Below are 21,428 nucleotides of genomic sequence, written 5' to 3' on the forward strand. Positions count from 1 at the left end.
GGTGTATTAATGAATCGCTACCAACTTTTAGTTTTTATTACTTTTGTATTTTTTAGTAGCTCAAGCACAAGTAAATCAATAGATATAAATGTATTAGTAGAAGATGGTTATTTTCCTATAGTCATTAATGCCCAAAAACAGCAGGGCTTAGCCCCTGAGTTTATTAAAGTATTAAACAATACCCAAAGTGAATATAACTTTATACTCAATTCATTACCTGTAAAAAGGTTGACCAAATCAGTAGAGCAAAACAAATTTGATGTTTTATTTTTAATGGCGCAGCAATGGATCCCTCTATCAGCGCGAGAAAATATTACCCAGAGCAAATTTTATGTTATTACTAAAAATGAATTATATGCACTTAAAGAAAACGCCAAAGATCAAACCTACTTTGATGACTTACAATCATTAACTAAAGCCGGTGTACTTGGTTACTCTTATCACTTTGCAGGGTTTAATACCGACGCGTATTACTTAAGCGAAGAGCATAATGTTAGCCTTACAGTTGATGAGTTCAATGTAGTAAAAATGCTGTTATTGCAGCGCTCAGATGTCGGTGTTTTAAATAATATTGCTTATCAATATTTTAAAAATAAAAAAATATTCGATATGAGTTTGTTATATAAAAGCGAAAAACCAGACGCCGTGTTCGACACTCACTTTTTAGTAAGCCCTAAGCAAAGCAAAATATCTGCATCTAAAATAGATTCAATTCTTAACTCAGCAGCTACAAAGCCCCATATTATAAAGTTACTAAATAAATACTCAGCACCATTTAGCTTTGATAATACACCAGAGTAATTAGGTTTTAGCTGTATAGACGTCCGTTGACATTTGTAAACAAAGTACTCACAATAGCCGCATATTTTTAAGGTGCTTGCTTAGTGCTCATGCACTGGTTTTAAGGTATTGAAACTAACAGCAAGATAATCGGGAAGTTGGTGCGTATTTATGACAAAAGCAATCCCAACACTGCCCCCGCAACGGTAAAGTATTAACACTTTTTTTATGGTGTTTACTGAGTCCGGAGACCGGCCTTAAAGTAATCTTACTTACTTAAATCTTTGCGGTGGGCAAAGATAGGGACCATCATGTTAAATAAAACAACACTAGGCGTTGCAATTACTGCTGCGCTGTCATTTTCTGTGTCTGCTGCAGATAATTCAATCGAAAAAATAACTGTTACTGCTAATAAATTTGAGCAATCAATTAATGATGTTTTAGCAAGCGTAAATGTTATTGACCGCGCCGAAATAGATGCAAGCAACGTGCGTGACTTACCAACGCTATTAAGCAAACAAGTCGGCTTTCAAATTAATCCTAACGGCGGCTTTGGCCAAAATTCTGGCGTGTCTTTACGTGGTACAGGTTCTGGCGATACTTTAATTTTAATCGATGGCGTACGGACGGGTTCGGCAACGCTTGGTCAAAAAGCGCTAAGTAATGTTCCTTTAAATAGTATTGAGCGTATCGAAATTATTAAAGGCTCACGTGCTGCTGTTTATGGCTCAGATGCTCTTGCGGGTGTTATTAATATTATTACGCGTGAAGCTGATAATTTATCTTTAGATGCTACTTTTGGCTCAGACGCATACCAAAACTATCAAGTTGCGGGTTCTGTTAAATCGGCTATTGTGACCACCGCTTTTAATGCGGGTTATGAAAAAACAGATGGCTTTGACGCATTGCAAGGTGTGGCACCCGATGAAGATGGCTATGAAAATAAAAACCTTGGTTTTAAAGTAAATTACTCCGACGCACATTACGGCGACTTTAAGTTACTAGGTCAATACAGCGAAGGTTACGCAGATTACGATAGTCGCTTTAGCCCTGCAACAAGTACTGTAGAGGTTAATGACTTTAAAAACTATCAGTTATCAGCGCTTTGGAATAAAAATTATACCAATCAATCACACAGTATTGATGTTGCAATTTCAACAGATGACTCTGATAACACGTATGTTAATTTCTCTACGGGCTTGCCAATTACAAGCACGTTTATAACTAAACGTACACAAATTGATTATAACGGCCAATATACAGTTTCTAGTGACGTTAATATTAGTGGTGGTGTTAACTGGTATAACGATGATGTGTCGCACAGCTCTGAGGTATTTGTTGAAGATAACCGTGACGTACTTGCTGTGTTTGTAGGGGCTTATTACGATACCGACACAGTACTGGCTAATTTAACTGTTCGCCAAGATGATGACGAGCAGTTTGGTGACGAAACAACTTACACTGCTGCCGCGGGTTATCATTTATCTAAAGATTCAACATTTCGTATAAGCCAAAGTACAGGTTTTAAAGCGCCTACCTTTAACGATTTATACTATCCTAATTTTGGTAATCCTGATCTGCAGCCTGAAAAGTCTGTAAACCGTGAACTTGGCGTAAATGTAAACTTTGATGCTGCACAAGTTGATGTCGCTATTTTTAGAAACGACATTGAAGATAAAATTGATTACGATGCAAATTTTGCTTTAGCTAACATTAACGAAGCGCGCTATGAAGGGGTTGAGTTTAGCCTTTCTCAGCAGTTTTATGGGTTTGATAGCAATATTAACTTTGCTTACTTAAGTGCAGAAAACAAAGAAACAGGCGCAGAATTACGTAACGTTGCTAAACGTACGTTCAACTGGGAAGTAGCAAAACAGTTTGGTGCATTTGATGCAACACTAGATATGCAATACCGTAGTGACCGCCAAGGCGCTGTGACACGTTTAGGTTCTTACACACTTTGGAACTTAGCGGGTAATTACCAAGTAAATGAGCACATTGAAGTATCACTTCGTGTAGAAAATTTATTTGATAAAGAATACAACGCGGTTGATTCAAATGCTGATTTTACAACGGGTGAAGTGTATTACTACAACACACCAGAGCGTCGCTTTTTTGCAGGCGCAAGCTACCAGTTTTAGTCGTCTTTAATAACCTTTGTAGTTATACCAACCTGCATAAATTTTTGATCAATTTAACGAATTAAATTGCACTATAACGTCGTTAAAAATTTTTTATTTAGAATAACTAGATACAAAAATTTTTGCCTAGTTCTAGCGTAATTTTCTTAACGTTAAATAGACCCCATATATAAGCAGATTGGTATTAAAGGCTTTTAAGTTCAGCTGAAAATACAAAAGCCCGATTTAAATCGGGCTTTTTAATGTGTAGCTAAATTTAACTACTTAAATTAACTGCTTAAATTAGTTACTCAGTTAAAAACTCTTTAAAAACGGTTTCAAACTTGTGTAATTTAGGTGCTATTAAAATACTACAGTAACCTTGTTGGGGGTTTTCGTTGTAGTAATCTTGATGATAATGCTCTGCAGGGTAATACGTTGTAGCTGGGCTAACCTCTGTCACTATTGGCTCGCTAACGTGGTTTTGTAATTGGGCTATCATTTCATTGGTTTGCTTTAATTGCGCGTCGTCATGGTAATAAACAACGCTTCTGTATTGCGTGCCTATATCGTTACCTTGGCGATTTAATTGCGTTGCATCATGCAAAGTAAAAAACATTGCTAAAAGTGTTTCAAAGCTCACTATAGCGCTGTCAAATTCAATCTTAACAACTTCTGCATGCCCGGTAGTGCCTGTACAAACTGATTGGTAAGTCGGCGTGTTTGTTTCGCCGCCAGTGTAACCAGAACTTACGTTTAATACGCCATTTACACGTCTGAATGCAGCATCTATACACCAAAAACAGCCGCCACCAAATGTTGCTACTTGCTTTGCTGAGCTCATAAATTATTCCTAAATGTGTATGGAGTTTAAAGGCGAGCATAAAATGAATGCGCCGTAACAACAAGGTTACGGCGCAATTAAGCGGTTAGATCTCTTCTAAAGGTTTATCTTGTGCTTGTTTATCTAGTTTTTGTTGTAAAAACTCAGGCGATTGTGTGTTTCGAGCTAACGCATAATACGCAGCAGGTACAACAAAAAGAGTCAGCAAGGTAGAGACTATAACGCCTGTAAATACAACAACACCAATTACCATTCGGCTTTCAGCACCAGGACCTGAGGCAAGTACTAAAGGTACCGAACTCATAACCGTGGTCAGCGAGGTCATAATAATAGGGCGTAAGCGCTGAGTTGCTGCCTGCAAAATAGCTTCGCTAAATTCAACGCCTTTATCACGTAGCTGGTTAGTAAACTCAACGATTAAAATACCGTTTTTAGCGCTTAAACCTATGAGCATTACAATACCAATTTGGCTGTAAATATTGAGAGTAAGGCCAGTAGACCATAAACCAAACATAGCGCCCATTAAGCCAAGCGGTACAGTTAGCATAATTACAAACGGGTGCATAAAGCTTTCAAATTGTGCTGCCAGTACTAAAAAAGTCACCGTAAGAGCAAGTATAAATACGTAGGTCATCGCAGATGCACCTTCGTAAAAAAGCTGAGATTCGCCTTTGTAATCTACAGCACCATCAATATCGTTTTCCTGCGCGGCTACTTCATTTAAAAAGTTAAGCGCTTGCTCAAGTGTATAGCCATCAGCTAAGTTAGCGCTTAGCGTTATAGCGCGCATACGATTATAACGATTTAATCGCGATGCTGTGGCTTCTTCTTTTAAGCTGATAAGGCTGTCTAGCGGTACTAGCTCACCGCTTCGCGATTTAAGGTATATATTTGAAATATCAGTAGGGTTAGCAAAATCGGCTTTTGTGCCTTTTAAAATTACATCGTATTCTTCACCACGGTCAATAAAGGTGGTTACGCGGCGCTGACCCAACATTGTTTCAAGGGTTGTGCCTACATCTGATACCGACACACCTAAATCAGCCGCTTTGTTTTTATCAATACTGACTAAAAACTGTGGGAAGGTTTCTTTATAATCATGATCGATTCTTACAAGGCCAGGGTTTTGCTCGGCACGTTTTATAATACGGTCGCGCCAATCGGCTAGTTGTGCGTAATCGTTACCTTGCAATACAAACTCAATAGGGCGAGATGAGCCACCACCGCCAATACCGCGGCGCATAATGGCAAAGGCACGTACATCGGTAACTTCTTGCATTTTACCGCTTATTTCATCCATTACTTCCCACGTAGAGCGTTTACGCTTATCCCAATCGGCCATACCTACAATTGCCACGCCGCCGCTGCCGCCCCAACCAGGCACTCGAACAAGCACACGGCTTAGCTCACCTGCTTGCGAATAGGGCATTAAGCGCTCTTCAATTTTTGCCATGTTGGCGGCATTATTTTCGTAGCTTGCGCCTTCTGGGCCACTCATCATAATAAAGAATGTACCACGGTCTTCTTTTGGCGTTAGCTCAGAAGGGACTTGTAAAAATAGCGAGTAACTAACAAAGCCAGCAAGTAATAAGCTCACCATTAATCCCCATTTACGGGTTATATTGGTAGATAAGGACTTACGATAGCTTGATTCTATTTTAGTAAACTGACGGTCCATCCACAGGCTAAACTTGTTTGGTTTGTCAGATACTTTAAGTACTTTAGAGCAAAGGGCAGGAGCAAGTGTTAGCGCGGTAACGCTTGAGAAAAACACGGCAGCGCTTACAGCCATTGCAAACTCTGTAAATAAAGCGCCTATACGGCCATCCATAAATACAAGCGGCACAAATACCGATATAAGCACGAGTGTAGTTGCTACAATTGCGAAACCTACTTCACGTGCGCCCCTAAATGCGGCTAACAACGGTGGCTCACCCAGTTCTATACGGCGGTGAATGTTTTCAAGCATTACAATGGCGTCATCTACTACTAAACCAATAGCCAATACTAATGCCAATAACGTTAATAGGTTGATTGAGTAACCCATAGCAAGTAAAAACATAAAGCTACCAACCAGTGCTACGGGTACAGTTACCGCCGGGATAAGCGTTGCTCGTATGTTGCCTAAAAACAAAAATATAACCAGTACAACTAGTCCCATAGATATTGCTAGAGTGCTGTAAACTTCACTAATAGACTCTTTAATAAACACAGAGGAGTCGTAGCTGTCTTGAATAGTAGTACCTTCAGGTAGGTTTCGTTTTATTTTTTCAAGTTCGCTGCGGGCATTGTCTACCACGGTTAATGTGTTTGCTTTAGCTTGCTTAACAATGCCTAAACCAATCATGTTACGGCCATTACCACGGAACAAACTTTCATCGTCAGCAGCTTCTAGATGAACGTCGGCAACTTCGCCTAAACGTACTAAATAGCCTTCATCGCCGCGTTTTATTACTAGGTTTTTAAAATCGCGCTGATCTTTATAGCTTCGGGCTGTACGTACAGTAAAGTCACGATCTATCGACTCAATTTCGCCTGCTGGTAGCTCAACGTTTTCTGTACGTAGAGTATTTTCTATATCACTTGATGTAATTCCACGGGCAGCCATGGCTTGGCGATTTAGCCAAATCTTCATCGCGTATTGGCGCTCTCCGCCAATACGTACGTTTGATACACCATCAACGACGGCTAAACGGTCAACAATAAAACGCTGAGCGTAATCAGATAGTTGCAACGAATCCATTGTTTCGCTGTTTAATACAAACCATGCAATAGGGCTTTCATCACTATTTGATTTAGATATTTCTGGTGGGCGTACTTGATCAGGTAAGCTATCTAGAGCGCGAGCAACTCGCTCTCGTACATCGTTAGATGCAGCGTCTATGTCGCGGTTAATATTAAACTCAATAGTAATGTTTGAACGTCCATTACGACTTGATGAGTTAATACTTTTAATACCTTCAATACCTGATATACGGTTTTCAATTATTTGCGTTATTTTGGTTTCTATAATCTCAGCAGACGCGCCAGTGTACTCAGTACTTATATTTACAATAGGCGTTTCAATATCTGGGTATTCTCGAAGTGGCAGCATAGTAAAAGCAACCAAACCAAAAGTAAGCAGTAGTAAATTAATTACAATGGCAAAAACAGGGCGTTTAACGCTAGTATCTGTAATCTTCACGTATTACCCCTTTATGCTTACTTTGCTACCAGAGCGAATTTTTATTAGCCCTTCAGTAACAATTTGCTCGCCATCGGTTAAGCCTTCATCAATAGCAACCCAACCATTGTTTCTGCCGGCAACATGTACTTCAATTCGGTTAGCTACACCATCAGTGATTTGAAATACAAAATGTTTATCTTGAAGTGGAATCACGGCTTTTTCAGGCACCATTAATGCCTGATTACTACTTAGCTCTAGAGCCGTGTTTAATAACATGCCAGGACGAAGTAATCCTGATTTATTAGCAAAGCTTGCAGTAACTTCAACGCTGCGAGTTACAGAGTCGATACGCGAGCTAATATGCGTTACTTTGCCGTTAAACGTTTGCCCTGGGTAGGCGTCGTTTTGAGTTAATACCTTCATACCTATAGCTAGCTGAGATAAGTATTTTTCAGGTACTTTAAAATCAACTTTAATAATACTAATATCATCAAGTGTTGTGATAATGGTTGTATTACTTACGTATGCACCTACTGATATTTCTCGTTTACCTAGTAGGCCCGAAAAAGGCGCAGTAATCGTCATTTCGTTTAGCTTTGTTTTTGCGCTTTCTAGTTGAGCCTCTGTTGCATCAACACGAGATAACTGCTCTTCAAGTAGTGACTTTGCTGTTGATTGCGTACGTGAAAGCTCAGTAAGGCGGTCTAGCTGGCGCTTTTCTTCACGCAGGTTTATGCCTAGTTCTTTAACCGCTAGTTGTTCTTGCTGGCTTTGTAGTTGAACTAATTTTTGACCTTTACTGACTAAGTCGCCATCTTTAAAGTATATATCTGTGACATAGTCGTTTTGTGCACTTTTAATATAAATTGCTTGGTTTGCGCGGGCACTACCAATAGCTTCTATCATTACTGCGTTTTCTTGAGAGGTAACCGTGTGAGCGGTTACTTGGGTCGACATTTGCGATAAATCGGCCTGTTCACCGTGGCTAGCGGGTAAATATAAGTAAACGCTAAATATTAAAAGTAGTGTAATAATAAATGGAAAGAGAGCTTTACCTGATTGTCTTGAGTACATTGATTTCATACCTGAAAATGAATTGTAAGTATTGTACGAAATAAGACCGGGAAAAGGCGGTTATGTATCTCATAAATTTGTGCGTTAAGCGTAAAAGTAAATAAGATTTATTCATTGTTCCTATTTTGTTGAGAAAAAGCGGTAAATGTATGAAATTTAAAACCACCTGTAGTTTTTGTTTAACCACAAGAAAGGTCATACTTTGGGCCGTTATTATGTTTGTATTTTATATGGTGTTTTATCAATATGGATAAACTTAACAAAGCGGTTAAATATCGTGCTCAAGGAGCTCGCTATGCAATAGAAATACTTATTGTTGGGGCGGTAGGCCTTGCCTTTATTATGCTGTTTAATTTATTGCGGCCAGGTGAAATTAGCATACTAGAAATATTTTTAGTGAGCTTGTGTATAGCCGCTATTTTTGTTGGTTTTTTAAAAACTCAAGAGCCTTATTACAGCCTAGTTTTAAGTGAGTCTGAATTAATTTATTGCCACAAATATGGTGCGTGGAGCATGTCTTGGAGTAATTTTCATCACAGTGGGATCCCCAAAGTAGAAGATGGGTTTGACCACCTAGAGCTTAATGCTGTGGGTGTTAAATTAAACGACATAGATGAGTTTTTAACAAGTATTGCACCGCGAATTGCAGGGAAACTATTAATAGAACAGCGCAACTTGTTTATGCAAGTTGTTCAAAAACATTGCAAAAATGGCAATTGCCCATCAGAATGGTTAATAGAAGATACACATTACACTTCCTTAAAAGGAAAGAGCTATACTGGACTTATAGCTATGTTTGCTAATAGAACTAAGCACCTTCAACTGTTAACAGGTTACGACTTATTGTTACCTGCCAGTGTATTAGATAGAGATATTTGGGCATTTAGTGCTAACTTAAATAAGTGGAAGCGCCAGCCCAGTCAGTTTATAGCGTCGCAAATTAATAATTAAATTGCGACTGTAGGAAAGAAGATGAGCCAAGACAGAGCCTTTTTAAAAAGTGGTCGAAATACCATAATACATAAAGACAAAAAACTTGATTTAGTGGTAGTTAACTCTGAGATCCACCCTAAAATAAAAGTAACTCAAAATGGCTTAGAACCATTTAAAGAAGAGTTACCTAAAAATCGACGTGATGCGAAAGAGCGATACCTTGAAATGGTATACGTTAGCAGTGCAGATGTTTTTGGTGAAGAAAAACAACTGCTTTTTATTCAGGCTTTAGATGGTCGAGAGTACAAGGTAGATTACAGTAAAATAGGTACAAAGTTGTTTGTACGTATCCATCAAGATACTTATATGTAGCTATTTAATGGCATCTTTATTGCTAGTGATTACACTATAGTAATTATTTGACATAAAAGGTGCTACGTATGAAAGCGTTTGCTTTAATCCCTCTCATTTCTTGCGGTTTGCTGAGTGCGTGTGGAGGCGGTGGTGGTAGCGACGATACAGGTATTGAATCATCTGTGAATGCCGGAACTGACTTACAAATTATCGAAAAAAGTGAATTTACCATTACTGCACAAGGCTCTCCTGCAGACGGTACATTTACTTGGCAACAAGTAAGTGGCCCAAGTTTAGATGGATTCCCACTTGATGGCGCAGAGCAAATCCTTACTGCACCAGATGTTAAAGCTGACAGCGAGATAATTTTAAGAGTTAGCTATCAAAGTACTGGAAGCAGTGCTGTTAGTGATGATATTACAATTTCTGTAAGTTCTAATAATCAGCTACCTCTTGTGGTAGTAACGCAAACCTTACCCGAAACACTTCCCTCTGTTTATAAAGATACAATTACCTTAAGTGCTCTTGAATCAACAGATCCTGATGACAATGGCCAAATAGATACTTATTTTTGGGAGCAGTTATCAGGCCTAGATCTTGATATTACAAGCTTTGATGAGTCAACGCTGAGCTTTTCTCATCCGTTACTTGAAAGTAATACCAATTTATCTTGGAAATTAACAATTACCGACGATGAAGGTGGGCAAGCAAGTACGCAATACGATATGACACTTAATAAAACTAATGAGCTGGTGGATGCCAATGCTGGGGATGATCAAACTGTAGAAGAGTTTGAATTAGTTACCCTAGATGCAACAGGCAGTGAAACCGTTACAGATACGTATGCGTGTACCTGGCAACAACTTACCGGTAATGCCGAAACGCTTAGTAGCGCCAGCCAATGTACAACCACATTTACCGCCTCTGATGTAGATACAGATACGACATTAAGCTTTGAAGTGACAGTAACAGATTCAAAAGGGCGTACCGATACAGATTCTTTATTTGTTGATGTTACACCTAAAGCGCTAGGACTTATAAACGACAGCGGTGTAGGTGAGTGCTATAACAATACTCAACGAATAAACTGCGCAAGTGATGACTTTCCTGAGCAAGATGCTGAGCTTGGCCGCGATAGTTACGCTAATAAGCTAGATAAAGTCGGGAAAGGTAATCTGGCATTTGATTATACTAAGCTGAACAAGTTTGCTGATGAAGTTGCAGATGATAGCAGTGACTTTACCTGTATTCGCGATAATGTGACCGGCTTAGTGTGGGAAGTAAAAAGTGCGCCTTCAGGTACTGTTCCAGACACCTCATTGCGAGATGGGCAAAATCATTACTTTTGGGATATAGGAGAAACTACTTTTACAGATACAAGTACTGCAAATAGCACGTGTCCTAACGATACAAGTTGTGGAGTTCAAAGTTATATAAACGAAGTGAACGACTTAGATTTTTGTGGTGGTACTAATTGGCGCTTACCAACTTACACTGAGCTTTTAGGTTTAATTGATTATGGCAAGCAAGGGCAAAGAGTACTAATAGACGAATCGTTATTTCCTTATATTCCTCAAGCGGGCGAGATAGAAGATGTAGATTTACCTTATTGGACATCGCAAACAGCCGCCGACGGTACTAGTTTATCGCAAGCTTATATTATCGATATGAGTAGCGGTAATGACCTGGCTTACCCTAAAGAAAACACCGCTTATGTCCGCTTAGTTAGAAGCCGTTAGGAGAAAATGATGAAATTAAAATTACTCTATGTTCTAGCTGCTACCGCGTTTAGCCTTAATGTTGCTGCTGAACAAACATGTTACGCAGGTGCAGACACTACCACCGCAACAGATAGGTTCACAATAAATACAGACGGTACGGTATCAGACAGTGAAACAGGTTTAATGTGGCAACGATGTAGCTATTCGCAAACCTATAACGAGGATACAGAACTTTGCGAAGGGTCTACACCTTCAATTAACTGGCAAGAAGCTCTGCGCGGCGCAAAAAATGATACAACCGCCGATTACGATGATTGGCAAGTGCCTAACATTAAAGAGCTGGCGAGTATTTTAGAGCACAGCTGTACAGAGCCAAGTATTAATGAAGATGTATTTTTAGGCACCAAGCTGCAAAATTATTGGTCAAATACATCGGGTGTAAGCACAATGAGCTCAGCATGGGTTTATCAATTTGATAGCGGGTTAAATAGTTTACACGCCAAAACAAGTAACGTGTATTTACGCTTAGTTCGTTACGAAAAATAACATAAACTATTATTTAGCTGATGCTACTTATAAAGGCATCACACTAAAAAGCACAGCCATAGCGCTGTGCTTTTTTGTTTTACATAAATTTACGTTATTTCAATAATAAAGTGCTTATAAGATTGCTACTTAGCGTGTTTTTTTGCCATTATAGGCCGTGATTTAATTACGAAGGAATATCACGGTGTATTTAAGCTATTTTGGCCTAAGCGAAAAACCTTTTTCGATCTCGCCTAACCCTCATTACTTATTTTTAAGTGAACGCCACAAAGAAGCATTAGCACACCTAACCTATGGATTGGGTGAAGATGGCGGCTTTGTATTATTAACGGGCGAAGTAGGCACAGGTAAAACAACTATTACGCGCAGTATGTTAGAGCAGCTGCCAGAAAATACGCAAGTGGCAATGATCCATAACCCTGCGTTATCAGAGCTTGAACTTTTAGCGAGTATTTGTGATGAGCTAAAAATTAGTTACGACTCGCAAAATGCCACACTAAAAAGCCTAACCGATATTATTAAACAGCATTTAGAAATGAATAATAAGTCGGGTGGCCACACCATACTTATTATTGATGAAGCCCAATTATTAGCACCAGATGTACTAGAGCAGTTACGCTTATTAACTAACATAGAAACTGATCATAAAAAGTTACTGCAAATAGTGCTCGTAGGGCAACCTGAGTTGCAAGAGCTGTTAAAACGAAATGAATTAAGGCAACTTGCTCAGCGAATTACTGCTCGATATCACTTATTACCGTTAACGCAAGGGCAAACGGTGGCTTATATTAAGCACCGTTTACATATAGCAGGCTGTGATAAAGGAATATTTTCAATGGATGCCATGCAAACTGTCCATCAGTTAACTGGCGGAGTGCCTCGCTTGATGAACTTAGTATGTGAGCGGGCATTAGTAGGGGCTTTTGCAAAGCAGCAGCTAATAGTTGATAGCGATATAATAAAAAAATCAGCGCAAGAATCATTACCTATGGATTTTATAGCAACTGATAATAACGCTTCAAAACCAAGTGGATACACCTCTTACGGCTTTGCCTTTGTTGCATTGTTTGCAGCAGGTGTTGGCCTTTCATTTATTATATAGTTAGGTGATTAATGTCTTATTTATTAGATGCATTAAAACAATCGCAACAAGCAGATATGAGCGCCGAGCAATACGATTTGCAATCAGAACAATTAAAACAACAACAAGCACTCAAGCGCTATCGTAAAATAGCTTGGTTACTTGGAGGCAGTATTGCCGCTTTTATAGCTGTCGCTGGTGGGTTTGCCAGTGGTAAGTGGCTACAAAGTAGCACATTGCTTGAAAAGCCAGTACTTAGCGAAGCTACAAAAATTGAAGCGGATAGTAAAGCGCCTGTAAAAGAAAGCGAAGAAGAGCAAACAGCATCTTTAAATTCAGCAAATAAATCGGCACCTTCAGAGCCAACTAAAACTGCAGATAGCACTAATAAAGCATCTATTGAAGGTCAGCTTGTATATGTACAAACACAATCAGGTGTGCAAAAAATGCTGCTTACCCCGCAAGGGCAATACATTCCAATGAATGATAATCCTATGCAAACTCAGCAAGGTTATAATGTAAAAATGCCTATAAATGCCAATGGTTATAGCCAAAATACATTTAACCAACCCGCACAAAGCTACAACCCGCTTGCCTATAATGCACAAGGGCAAAGCTCACAGTTTATGCAGCCTCAAACGCCAAATACAAGCTCTGCTGGGCTAGATATGAGCAAATATAAAGTGCTGGGCAAACCTGTTAATAGCAATGCAGGGCAAAATACATCAACGACGCAAAGCGATCCTGAATTAGATGCGGTGCCTACCAAATTAAAAGACGCGTTTGCACAAGCAATAAAAGATTCTGAACAGGAGCAAGATTACGAAGTAACCCAAGGCTCTCGTACTTCTTCTCGTGTTAACCCTGTAGAGCTATTACCAGACGGCCTACAAGCAATGCTACCAAGCATAAAATACCAGGCGCATATTTACTCATCAAGCGCAGATAAACGTTGGATCAAGTTAAATGGACGAGAGCTTCATGAAGGTGAAAGCATCGGGGTTTTAACTGTCAAAGAGATCACGCCAGAGCAAAGTGTACTGGATTTTGATGGTTACGAGTTTAGCTTAAAAGCACTGCAAGACTGGCCGTAATAATAAGGTAGGTGTTGTATAAATAAAGCCGCACTATCACGTTCTGAGCGGCTTTATTAAGGTAAAATAGAGTTTTTATAAAAGCGCGCTAAGTCGATATTATATTCTTTAGGTTTTACAGCAGACTCCAACGTGTCAGACGTCTTTTTATTTGATAAATCTATATCTTGTACTTCAGTATAACGGCCATGTTTAGCACTATAAAATGTTTTAACTGTAGGCTTTAATGGTGTCGCTGGGTTGCTTTCGGTTACTAAGCCCACTTTTTGGCTCGACAATCTAACAAGAGTGCCCACAGGGTGAATACCAATACACTGTATAAACTTAGTTAATAGCTCACCATCAAAACTATCGGGGCATCCGTCTTTTAATATTTTAAAAGCTTTAATTGGCTCCATGCCCGCTTTATAAACTCGCTCTGCGGTTAGTGCATCGTATACATCTACAATTGATGCCATGCGTACATATAAGCTTATTTCATCGCCTTTCTTACCAAACGGGTAGCCTTTACCATCTAATCGCTCATGATGCATGCCAGCTATATCTACTGCTACGCCTGTTAATCCTGACTCTTCTAAAATTTCTTTACTAAATAATGAATGCATTTTCATTATTTTGAACTCGTCGTCAGTAAAACGCCCTGGTTTATTTAGTACTTCATCAGGAATTTTTATTTTACCAATATCGTGTAATAGCGCACCGGTGGTTAGCTCTACAATAATCTCTTTATCAATCCCTAAATGTTTTGCAAAAATGCCCATTAAAATAGACACGTTTATTGAGTGCTCAAGTAAGTAAGCGTCTTTTTGGCGCATTTGCGTTAAGCACGCAAGGGCATCTTGATTTCTAAAAACAGAGTCCATAAAACCACTAGCAAGCTCTCTAAATGGCGCTATATCAATATCGCGACCGGCTTTAATATCTTTAAATGCTTTTAACTGTAGAGTTTTAGCTTCGTCGTAGAGCTTTTTAGCTTTGCCCATTTCTTGCTCACTGCTGTGAACTTTTAGCCATGGGTCTCGTTTTTTTACTACGGTAGAGGTCTGAGTTGGTTCTTTTTCAGGTACTGATTTGGTGAGTGTTTTATCTGGGTCTATTTCAACTTCTAAAATGCCGGCTTTTTTTAGTTTATCAATACCAACTTGAGTTTTAACCCAGCCTTGGTTTTTGATTTTTATACGCCCAGTTTGCTTAGTGACACTTTGTACAAACATACCCGGGAGTAGTTTTGAAATAGAGATAATTTTCAATTTTATGACTTCTGTTACTAACCTTTCGATAAATTAGCAAATATGTACGTTACTGACTAATAAAAAAGGCACTTTACAGTGCCTTTTTTATTTTTTTAGTGAAAAGCTATTAGATTAATTACTCATCATCTTCAACAAGCGTCATTAGCGAGGTATTACCGCCTGATGCTGTTGTATCAACACTAATTGTTTTTTCAGTAATTAAGCGCTTAATTAATGTATCGTAATACTCAGAGCTAATTACCGGTAAAATTGCTCCTTTACGCTGTGCAAGTTGTTGGCTGAAGTAGCCTAAACGAGACGAGCGAGCCGCAACTACTGCACCTGCTAAATGAGGGTGCGCCAAAATAGCTTGTAACTGATTAGGTTTAGCTACTTGGAATACGCCCTCAGCAACACCTGTAGAGATAAATTTATCTTTAAAGGCAACCGCTTCATCATAAAACAGCTCAGACGCTACAGTGATCACCGTATTACCTGCGGCAATTGCAGTAATGATAGACAATGCCCAAAAGTTAAATGAAGTACTCTTATCGGCGTAACACACTACACAACCACGCGCTTCAAGGTGAAGTGTATTAGACTCACCCGTTGGCCCTGGCAGGGTAGTAAACTTACGCATGTGTTTCTCAAGGCGGTTAAGCTGAGCACGTGCTTCTGAAAGCGTTAATGCTAAATCGTCTGCTAAATCGTCAATAATTTCTACTGTAGCAATTTTAGCAAGTAACTGTCGTACAGCCGAAACACGGTCGTTTAATGGTGTTGCACGCCAAATTTTTTCATCGCGCATTGAGTTCGTCATTAGCTTTTGAACTTGCTCATTTGCACCGCTGTAGTGGTGTAAATCAAGCTCATCTGGCGTCAGGTTAGTCATTTGCACGTTATCTGGTGATGCTTTTTCTTTTACTAAACGTTGAAGGTAGTTAGGGCCACCAGCTTTAGGGCCTGTACCTGATAAACCACGACCACCAAACGGTTGCACACCAACAATAGCGCCAATCATGTTACGGTTTACGTATACGTTACCCGCACGCGACATTTTAGCTAAATACTCACAGCGCTCTTCAATACGTGAATGCACGCCCATTGTTAAGCCGTAACCTGTGTTATTTATTTGGTCAATCACGTTATCAATATCGTTCGATTTAAAGCGTACAACATGAACACATGGGCCAAATACTTCACGCTTAAGTACTGATAAATCTTCAATTTCGTATAAACGAGGAGCAAAGAAGTAAGCGCCATTTTGCGTGTTATCCGGAATTTTACACTCGTAATGAAGTATAGAATTACCTTTTAAGTACTCAACATGGTCGTTTAAGTTTTTAAGCGCTTTTTCGTCAATTACTGGGCCAACATCAGTTGAAAGTAATGAAGGATCGCCAATGTGTAACTCAGCTAAAGCACCTTTAAGCATTTCAATAATGCCATCAGCTACGTCATCTTGAATAAACAGCACACGAAGAGCAGAACAACGTTGTCCAGCACTTTGGAAACCCGAACTAATTACATCATCAACAACTTGCTCAGGAAGGGCTGTTGAGTCAACAATCATACAGTTTTGACCACCAGTTTCTGCAATTAACGGTACTTGAATATCGTTACGAGCAGCAAGTGTTTGAGAAATAAGTGTGCCTGTTTCTGTAGAACCGGTAAACATAACAGCTTGAATACGCTCATCAGGAACAATTGTTTTACCAACTTCTGAACCGCGTGCAACAACAGGTTGTACAACATGCTCTGGTAAGCCAACAGATAACATTAACTCTATAGCACGAAGCGCAATTAAGCTTGTTTGCTCAGCTGGTTTTGCAATTACAGTGTTACCAGTAACAATCGCAGCAGCCACTTGGCCTAAGAAAATCGCTAGAGGGAAGTTCCACGGGCTAATACATAAAATTACGCCACGGGCTTCAAAACGCTCATCTTGAGAAAGCTCTTCAGCGCGCGCTGCATAGTAACGGCAAAAATCAACGGCTTCACGTACTTCATCAATACCATCTTGCGCAATTTTACCCGCTTCTTTAATACAAATAGCCACTAGCTCATCGTGATGACGCTCTAAAATATCAGCAACACGGCGTAATAAGTTAGCACGCTCTTTTACTGATGTTTGTGACCAAGTCTCAAATGCGGCTTCTGCATTTGCAAGCAAGGTTTTCATTTCATCGCCAGATTGTAACTTAACGTGGCCAATGATTTCTTTATGGTTTGCAGGGTTTTTAACTGCAAGTGAGCCTTCTGGTACTTGGCTTTGCTCAATTAAATGCTCGTTAAACCACATATCAAGGTTCTCTTTGAAAGGGGTAATAACGTTAATATCAGTTAAATCCATGCCTTTTGAATTGGCACGTTCTTCACCGTATAAATCTATTGGCATTTTAATTTGCGTATTGTATTTGTTACGCAGGCCTTGCAGTGTTTCTACTGGGTCTGGTAGTAACGACTCAACAGGTTTAGTTGTATCTACTATTGCATTTACAAACGAAGAGTTTGCACCGTTTTCTAATAAACGACGTACAAGATAAGCAAGTAAGTCTTCGTGCTGACCTACTGGCGCATATACACGGCACTGAATTTTTTCTTCGTTAACGATTTGGTCAAATAATGATTCACCCATACCGTGTAAGCGTTGGAATTCAAAACCTGTGTTATCGCCTTTAGCAACTTCTAAAATAGTCGCTGCAGTGTAAGCGTTGTGCGTTGCAAATTGCGGATAAAGCACATCGCGCGCTTCAAGCATTTTAATAGCACATGCTTTGTAAGAAACGTCAGTTGTCGCTTTACGCGTAAATACCGGGAAGTGCTCTAAACCATCTTGCTGAGTGGTTTTGATTTCTGTATCCCAGTATGCGCCTTTAACTAAACGTACCATCATCTTGCGACCCACACGAGTTGCAAGGTCAGTTAGCCATTCAATTACAAAAATAGCGCGTTTTTGATAAGCCTGTACCGCTAAACCAAAACCTTGCCAATCACCAAGATCTTTATCGCTAAATACCGCTTCAATAACATCTAAAGAAATATCTAAACGGTCAGCTTCTTCAGCATCTACCGTAAAGCCGATATCGTACTTTTTAGCAGCAAGCGCAAGCTCTTTAAGTTTTGGCACAATTTCTTGCATTACACGTTCTTTATGAGTGAACTCATAGCGAGGGTGAATAGCAGAAAGTTTAACTGAAATACCAGGGCTTTTAACTGGTCCACGGCCATTTGCCGCTTTACCAATTGAGTGTATTGCATTCATGTAGCTGTCAAAGTAACGCTTGGCATCTTTCATGGTGCGCGCGCCTTCGCCTAGCATATCGTAAGAATATACATAGCCTTTTTGCTCTGTGTCGGCAGCACGCTCAATGGCTTCGTCAATGGTACGACCCATTACGAATTGCTTACCCATAATTTTCATTGCAAAGTTTACAGACTTACGAATAACCGGCTCGCCTAAACGACCAATGGTCTTTTTAAGCATACCGAACTGTTGTTCTTTAGTTTTGTCTGTGTAGTTAACCATTTTACCGGTTACTAATAATCCCCAAGAAGATGCGTTTACAAATAATGAATCGCTGCTTCCTAAGTGAGAGCTCCAATCGCCTTTAGCTAACTTGTCGCGAATAAGCACATCTTGAGTTGCTTTATCTGGTACGCGAAGCAGTGCTTCGGCCAAACACATTAATACAACGCCTTCTTCACTTGAAAGTGAAAATTCGTTTAAAAGCGCATCAACACCGCTTTGACCATCTTGGTCTTTACGAATGTTTAAAACAATCTGACGAGCCCTTTCCCACGCACGGCTTCGTGCTTTTACGCCAACTTCTGCAAGCGGTAAAATATGATCAATAACCGCATTTTCGTCTATGCGGTAAAAGTCACGGATTCTTTGTCTAATAGGACAAGTCGTTGTTAAATCGCCGTTGAATAACATAAGCAACCCTCAGGAGTGTTAAGATTTAAAGTAAAGTTAATTACCAATAAATTACCAGTGATATTGTGAGTGCATTCTAAATAAATTTCAGCAGAATATGCTGGTTAAATTTCACGATTTACGATAATTTACAGGGTATAAATTTAACTTATCCGCATAAAATTCTGTTATGAGCATTCCAAATAGATTACGCATGCTTGATCGTATCGATTTAGCTATATTAGACGTTCTTCAAAAGAACGGCAGAATTTCGAATGTTAACCTTGCAAAACAGGTTAATTTAAGTGCCAGCCCATGCCTTGACCGTGTTAAACGTTTAGAGCAAGAAGGCTATATTGAAGGCTACTATGCCAAGCTTAGCGAAGCTAAACTTAATCAGAGCTTAGTAGCGCATGTTCAAGTATCACTTGTTGCTTCAAACACCGCTGTATTTAAAGTATTCAGAGAGCACATATTAAGGATAGAACAAGTCGTCGAGTGTGACATGGTAGCCGGCGGCTATGACTACCTTTTAAAAATTCGTGTGTCTAACATGGAAGAGTACAGGCAAGTACTAGGTGATTTAGTCGATATCCCAGGGGTAGGGACTCATCATACCTATATGGTTATCGAAAAAATCAAAAAAGATAAAGGCCTGCTAATAGACGTATAAGCCTATTTAATGACAAAACCGCTAAGTGCGGTTTTTTATTATCAGTATTTTAATATCAAGCAGTTTTATACCAATCTGCTTATATAATAGGTCTATTTAACGTGAAGAAAATTACGCTAGAACTAGGCATAAATTTTTATATCTAGTTGTTCTAAATAAAAAATTTTTAACAACGTTATAGTGCAATTTAATTCGTTAAATTGATCAAAGATTTATGCAGGTTGGTATTATACCAGTTCGCTTACTTAAGTATTATTGCGGATTGGTATTATCTAACACACAATTTATTACGCCCTTCAGATTTAGCCCTATATAAAGCCGTGTCAGCTGCGCAAACTAATGCTTCAGATGTTCTGTACTGATTATCGTATTCGCAGGCAAGGCCCTGGCTTACACTTATTTTTACATTTGGTGGCAGCCCAATATCTCTAAAGTTAATGTTGAGTATTTTTTCTTGAATACGCTTAGCAATCATTTGTGCATTTGAAATGTGCGAACGAGGTAGTACAACGGCAAACTCTTCACCGCCATACCTAGCAACTAAACTGTCTTTAGAGGGGAGGCATTCTTCAATTGTACGCGCGACTTTTTGAAGGCACTTATCACCTTTTACATGGCCAAAGTTATCGTTAAATAATTTAAAGTAATCAATATCAATAAGTATAAAGCTAAGAGGCTGCTTGTTGACTATGCACTCTTGCCAATTTTTAATGATGGTTTTTTCTAAAGTACAACGATTAGCAATGCCTGTGAGATGATCGAGCTTGGCTACATTTTCCAGTACTTTATACTTTTTAACGTGCTTTGAAATATCATGCATTATACAAATAAAAAGTGGGGTACTTGCGACTACCGATTCGGGTAAACATGATATAGATAACTCAACATCTAAAAAGTTACCATTTGCTTTAATTATTTTTACTTCTTTAGGACCATGGTTAAGCGGCGTTTGATAATTGTTTTTCCAACTTTCAAACATGTAATTGTAATCGTCTCTATATTGCTCTTGTAAAAACGATTGCCACTTTTTACCAATTATGGCCTCAAGTGGCATATTAAAAAACTTTGCAGCAATCGGATTTACAGACTCAAATACACCGTGTGCATTTACAATAAAAATAGCATCGGCCATCACATTAGTAACATTAATAACCGCGCTTATTTTTTCATTGTTAACGGTATTAGAAATACTGCTCATTAATGCAGATACAGCGTTGTCGGTGTTATTTACTCTGCTATTTTCATTATTGTTAGACATGGTGTTGCTCATTTTTTATTGTTAATGAAACTTGATGTCTAGCAGTTTATTCAATTTATGGGTTTTAAACCTTTCGGTAACCTTCTGGTTTAAGTTGCTTATTTTATTATGTTTTTTAATTAGGAAAGTATTGAGGTTTAGTTTCTATAACTTTGAAGAGTAGTAGGCGAAAAGGTAGTTAGTTTATAAATAAATTGCACAGGGGTAAATTAGGCCTGTGCAATTTTAAATCAATAATTAATCGTTGTTGATTAATTTTTTTTTATTTATAACTTGTGGGTCAGGGCTTGAATAAGATTTATCATTACACTCAACGTTAAATATTAAACACGCCGTGCCTGAGTTTTTTGCTGTATCGGTGATGGTGATTGCTTGGCGGTTATCACTAAGTTCATAACTGAAATCTTGGGCACATGTTCCGATTTTATTAGTAATTGTAGCCCCCGTGAAAAAGAAGCCTAGCCCAACTGTTGCAGGAGCTAGAGTGTAAGTACCCGCAGTTTCGGTTCTTACTGTACCGCCGCCGTCAACGGTTTTACCATTTTCTGTATAGCTAAAAACGGCTTCTTTTTTATCGTTAAACTGAATATGCACTTGAAAATCGACTTTTTCTAAGGTGGTATTCATGTTATT

Annotated in this window: 16 protein-coding genes and 1 riboswitch; of the genes, 9 read left to right on the forward strand and 7 right to left on the reverse strand. The window is 39.0% G+C overall.

The window, feature by feature from the left end:
* The first annotated feature begins 9 nt into the window (after positions 1–9).
* Both CWC11_RS03815 and CWC11_RS03820 read left to right on the forward strand, forming a co-directional pair.
* Positions 10–801: an ABC transporter substrate-binding protein gene (locus CWC11_RS03815; protein WP_138681621.1), complete on the forward strand. Its 792-nt coding sequence runs from the start codon at positions 10–12 to the stop codon at positions 799–801.
* Between the two features lie 86 nt (positions 802–887).
* A riboswitch (cobalamin riboswitch) is annotated at positions 888–1,054 on the forward strand.
* Positions 1,055–1,091: 37 nt separating this feature from the next.
* Positions 1,092–2,921: a TonB-dependent receptor domain-containing protein gene (locus CWC11_RS03820; protein ID WP_138681622.1), complete on the forward strand. Its 1,830-nt coding sequence runs from the start codon at positions 1,092–1,094 to the stop codon at positions 2,919–2,921.
* 286 nt (positions 2,922–3,207) lie between these two features.
* Here CWC11_RS03820 and msrA read toward each other — a convergent pair whose 3' ends face one another.
* The 3 genes from msrA to CWC11_RS03835 all read right to left on the reverse strand — a co-directional run bounded on the left by msrA (position 3,208) and on the right by CWC11_RS03835 (position 7,984).
* Positions 3,208–3,744, reverse strand: a complete 537-nt coding sequence (msrA, locus tag CWC11_RS03825; protein ID WP_138681623.1) for a peptide-methionine (S)-S-oxide reductase MsrA — start codon at positions 3,742–3,744, stop codon at positions 3,208–3,210.
* A gap of 85 nt (positions 3,745–3,829) precedes the next feature.
* The gene (locus CWC11_RS03830) at positions 3,830–6,928 is read right to left on the reverse strand and encodes an efflux RND transporter permease subunit (protein WP_138681624.1); all 3,099 of its coding nucleotides are present in this window, start codon (positions 6,926–6,928) and stop codon (positions 3,830–3,832) included.
* A 3-nt stretch (positions 6,929–6,931) separates the two neighbouring features.
* The gene (locus CWC11_RS03835; RefSeq protein ID WP_058548649.1) at positions 6,932–7,984 is read right to left on the reverse strand and encodes an efflux RND transporter periplasmic adaptor subunit; all 1,053 of its coding nucleotides are present in this window, start codon (positions 7,982–7,984) and stop codon (positions 6,932–6,934) included.
* A gap of 246 nt (positions 7,985–8,230) precedes the next feature.
* Here CWC11_RS03835 and CWC11_RS03840 point away from each other — a divergent pair, with 246 nt between their 5' ends.
* The 6 genes from CWC11_RS03840 to CWC11_RS03865 all read left to right on the forward strand — a co-directional run bounded on the left by CWC11_RS03840 (position 8,231) and on the right by CWC11_RS03865 (position 13,713).
* Positions 8,231–8,935 carry a DUF2982 domain-containing protein gene (locus tag CWC11_RS03840; RefSeq protein ID WP_138681625.1) on the forward strand — a complete coding sequence of 235 codons (705 nt, stop codon included), beginning with the start codon at positions 8,231–8,233 and terminating at the stop codon, positions 8,933–8,935.
* Between the two features lie 21 nt (positions 8,936–8,956).
* Complete coding sequence (locus CWC11_RS03845; RefSeq protein WP_138681626.1) at positions 8,957–9,289, forward strand: hypothetical protein; 333 nt, start codon at positions 8,957–8,959, stop codon at positions 9,287–9,289.
* A 68-nt stretch (positions 9,290–9,357) separates the two neighbouring features.
* Positions 9,358–11,010 carry an Lcl C-terminal domain-containing protein gene (locus tag CWC11_RS03850; protein WP_138681627.1) on the forward strand — a complete coding sequence of 551 codons (1,653 nt, stop codon included), beginning with the start codon at positions 9,358–9,360 and terminating at the stop codon, positions 11,008–11,010.
* 9 nt (positions 11,011–11,019) lie between these two features.
* Entirely contained in the window at positions 11,020–11,538 is a 519-nt protein-coding gene (locus CWC11_RS03855; protein WP_138681628.1) for an Lcl C-terminal domain-containing protein, read from the forward strand.
* 184 nt (positions 11,539–11,722) lie between these two features.
* Positions 11,723–12,640, forward strand: coding sequence for an ExeA family protein (locus CWC11_RS03860; RefSeq protein ID WP_138681629.1), 918 nt, complete (start codon positions 11,723–11,725; stop codon positions 12,638–12,640).
* 11 nt (positions 12,641–12,651) lie between these two features.
* The gene (locus tag CWC11_RS03865; RefSeq protein WP_138681630.1) at positions 12,652–13,713 is read left to right on the forward strand and encodes a general secretion pathway protein GspB; all 1,062 of its coding nucleotides are present in this window, start codon (positions 12,652–12,654) and stop codon (positions 13,711–13,713) included.
* Positions 13,714–13,769: 56 nt separating this feature from the next.
* Here the strand turns inward: CWC11_RS03865 and CWC11_RS03870 are convergent, their stop codons facing one another.
* Together CWC11_RS03870 and putA are read right to left on the reverse strand one after the other, a co-directional pair.
* Positions 13,770–14,963: a cyclic di-GMP phosphodiesterase gene (locus CWC11_RS03870; RefSeq protein ID WP_138681631.1), complete on the reverse strand. Its 1,194-nt coding sequence runs from the start codon at positions 14,961–14,963 to the stop codon at positions 13,770–13,772.
* A gap of 118 nt (positions 14,964–15,081) precedes the next feature.
* Complete coding sequence (gene putA, locus CWC11_RS03875; protein WP_138681632.1) at positions 15,082–18,885, reverse strand: bifunctional proline dehydrogenase/L-glutamate gamma-semialdehyde dehydrogenase PutA; 3,804 nt, start codon at positions 18,883–18,885, stop codon at positions 15,082–15,084.
* Positions 18,886–19,054: 169 nt separating this feature from the next.
* On the opposite strand from putA, the gene CWC11_RS03880 reads away from it, so the two are divergent.
* Entirely contained in the window at positions 19,055–19,537 is a 483-nt protein-coding gene (locus tag CWC11_RS03880; RefSeq protein WP_058548640.1) for a winged helix-turn-helix transcriptional regulator, read from the forward strand.
* Between the two features lie 268 nt (positions 19,538–19,805).
* Here CWC11_RS03880 and CWC11_RS03885 read toward each other — a convergent pair whose 3' ends face one another.
* Entirely contained in the window at positions 19,806–20,795 is a 990-nt protein-coding gene (locus CWC11_RS03885; RefSeq protein ID WP_138681633.1) for a sensor domain-containing diguanylate cyclase, read from the reverse strand.
* A 237-nt stretch (positions 20,796–21,032) separates the two neighbouring features.
* The gene (locus CWC11_RS03890; RefSeq protein ID WP_138681634.1) at positions 21,033–21,422 is read right to left on the reverse strand and encodes a DP-EP family protein; all 390 of its coding nucleotides are present in this window, start codon (positions 21,420–21,422) and stop codon (positions 21,033–21,035) included.
* Positions 21,423–21,428: the final 6 nt, after the last annotated feature.

This window comes from Pseudoalteromonas sp. S3178 (assembly GCF_005886985.1).
GTDB lineage: Bacteria > Pseudomonadota > Gammaproteobacteria > Enterobacterales > Alteromonadaceae > Pseudoalteromonas > Pseudoalteromonas carrageenovora.

Coding starts and splice junctions, on each gene's coding strand:
- msrA (WP_138681623.1), bottom strand. CDS start 3,744: ATGAGCTCAGCAAAGCAAGTAGCAACATTTGGTGGCGGCTGTTTTTGG.
- CWC11_RS03855 (WP_138681628.1), top strand. CDS start 11,020: ATGAAATTAAAATTACTCTATGTTCTAGCTGCTACCGCGTTTAGCCTT.
- CWC11_RS03845 (WP_138681626.1), top strand. CDS start 8,957: ATGAGCCAAGACAGAGCCTTTTTAAAAAGTGGTCGAAATACCATAATA.
- CWC11_RS03865 (WP_138681630.1), top strand. CDS start 12,652: ATGTCTTATTTATTAGATGCATTAAAACAATCGCAACAAGCAGATATG.
- CWC11_RS03890 (WP_138681634.1), bottom strand. CDS start 21,422: ATGAATACCACCTTAGAAAAAGTCGATTTTCAAGTGCATATTCAGTTT.
- CWC11_RS03885 (WP_138681633.1), bottom strand. CDS start 20,795: ATGTCTAACAATAATGAAAATAGCAGAGTAAATAACACCGACAACGCT.
- CWC11_RS03840 (WP_138681625.1), top strand. CDS start 8,231: ATGGATAAACTTAACAAAGCGGTTAAATATCGTGCTCAAGGAGCTCGC.
- CWC11_RS03880 (WP_058548640.1), top strand. CDS start 19,055: ATGAGCATTCCAAATAGATTACGCATGCTTGATCGTATCGATTTAGCT.
- putA (WP_138681632.1), bottom strand. CDS start 18,885: ATGTTATTCAACGGCGATTTAACAACGACTTGTCCTATTAGACAAAGA.
- CWC11_RS03820 (WP_138681622.1), top strand. CDS start 1,092: ATGTTAAATAAAACAACACTAGGCGTTGCAATTACTGCTGCGCTGTCA.
- CWC11_RS03850 (WP_138681627.1), top strand. CDS start 9,358: ATGAAAGCGTTTGCTTTAATCCCTCTCATTTCTTGCGGTTTGCTGAGT.
- CWC11_RS03815 (WP_138681621.1), top strand. CDS start 10: ATGAATCGCTACCAACTTTTAGTTTTTATTACTTTTGTATTTTTTAGT.
- CWC11_RS03835 (WP_058548649.1), bottom strand. CDS start 7,984: ATGTACTCAAGACAATCAGGTAAAGCTCTCTTTCCATTTATTATTACA.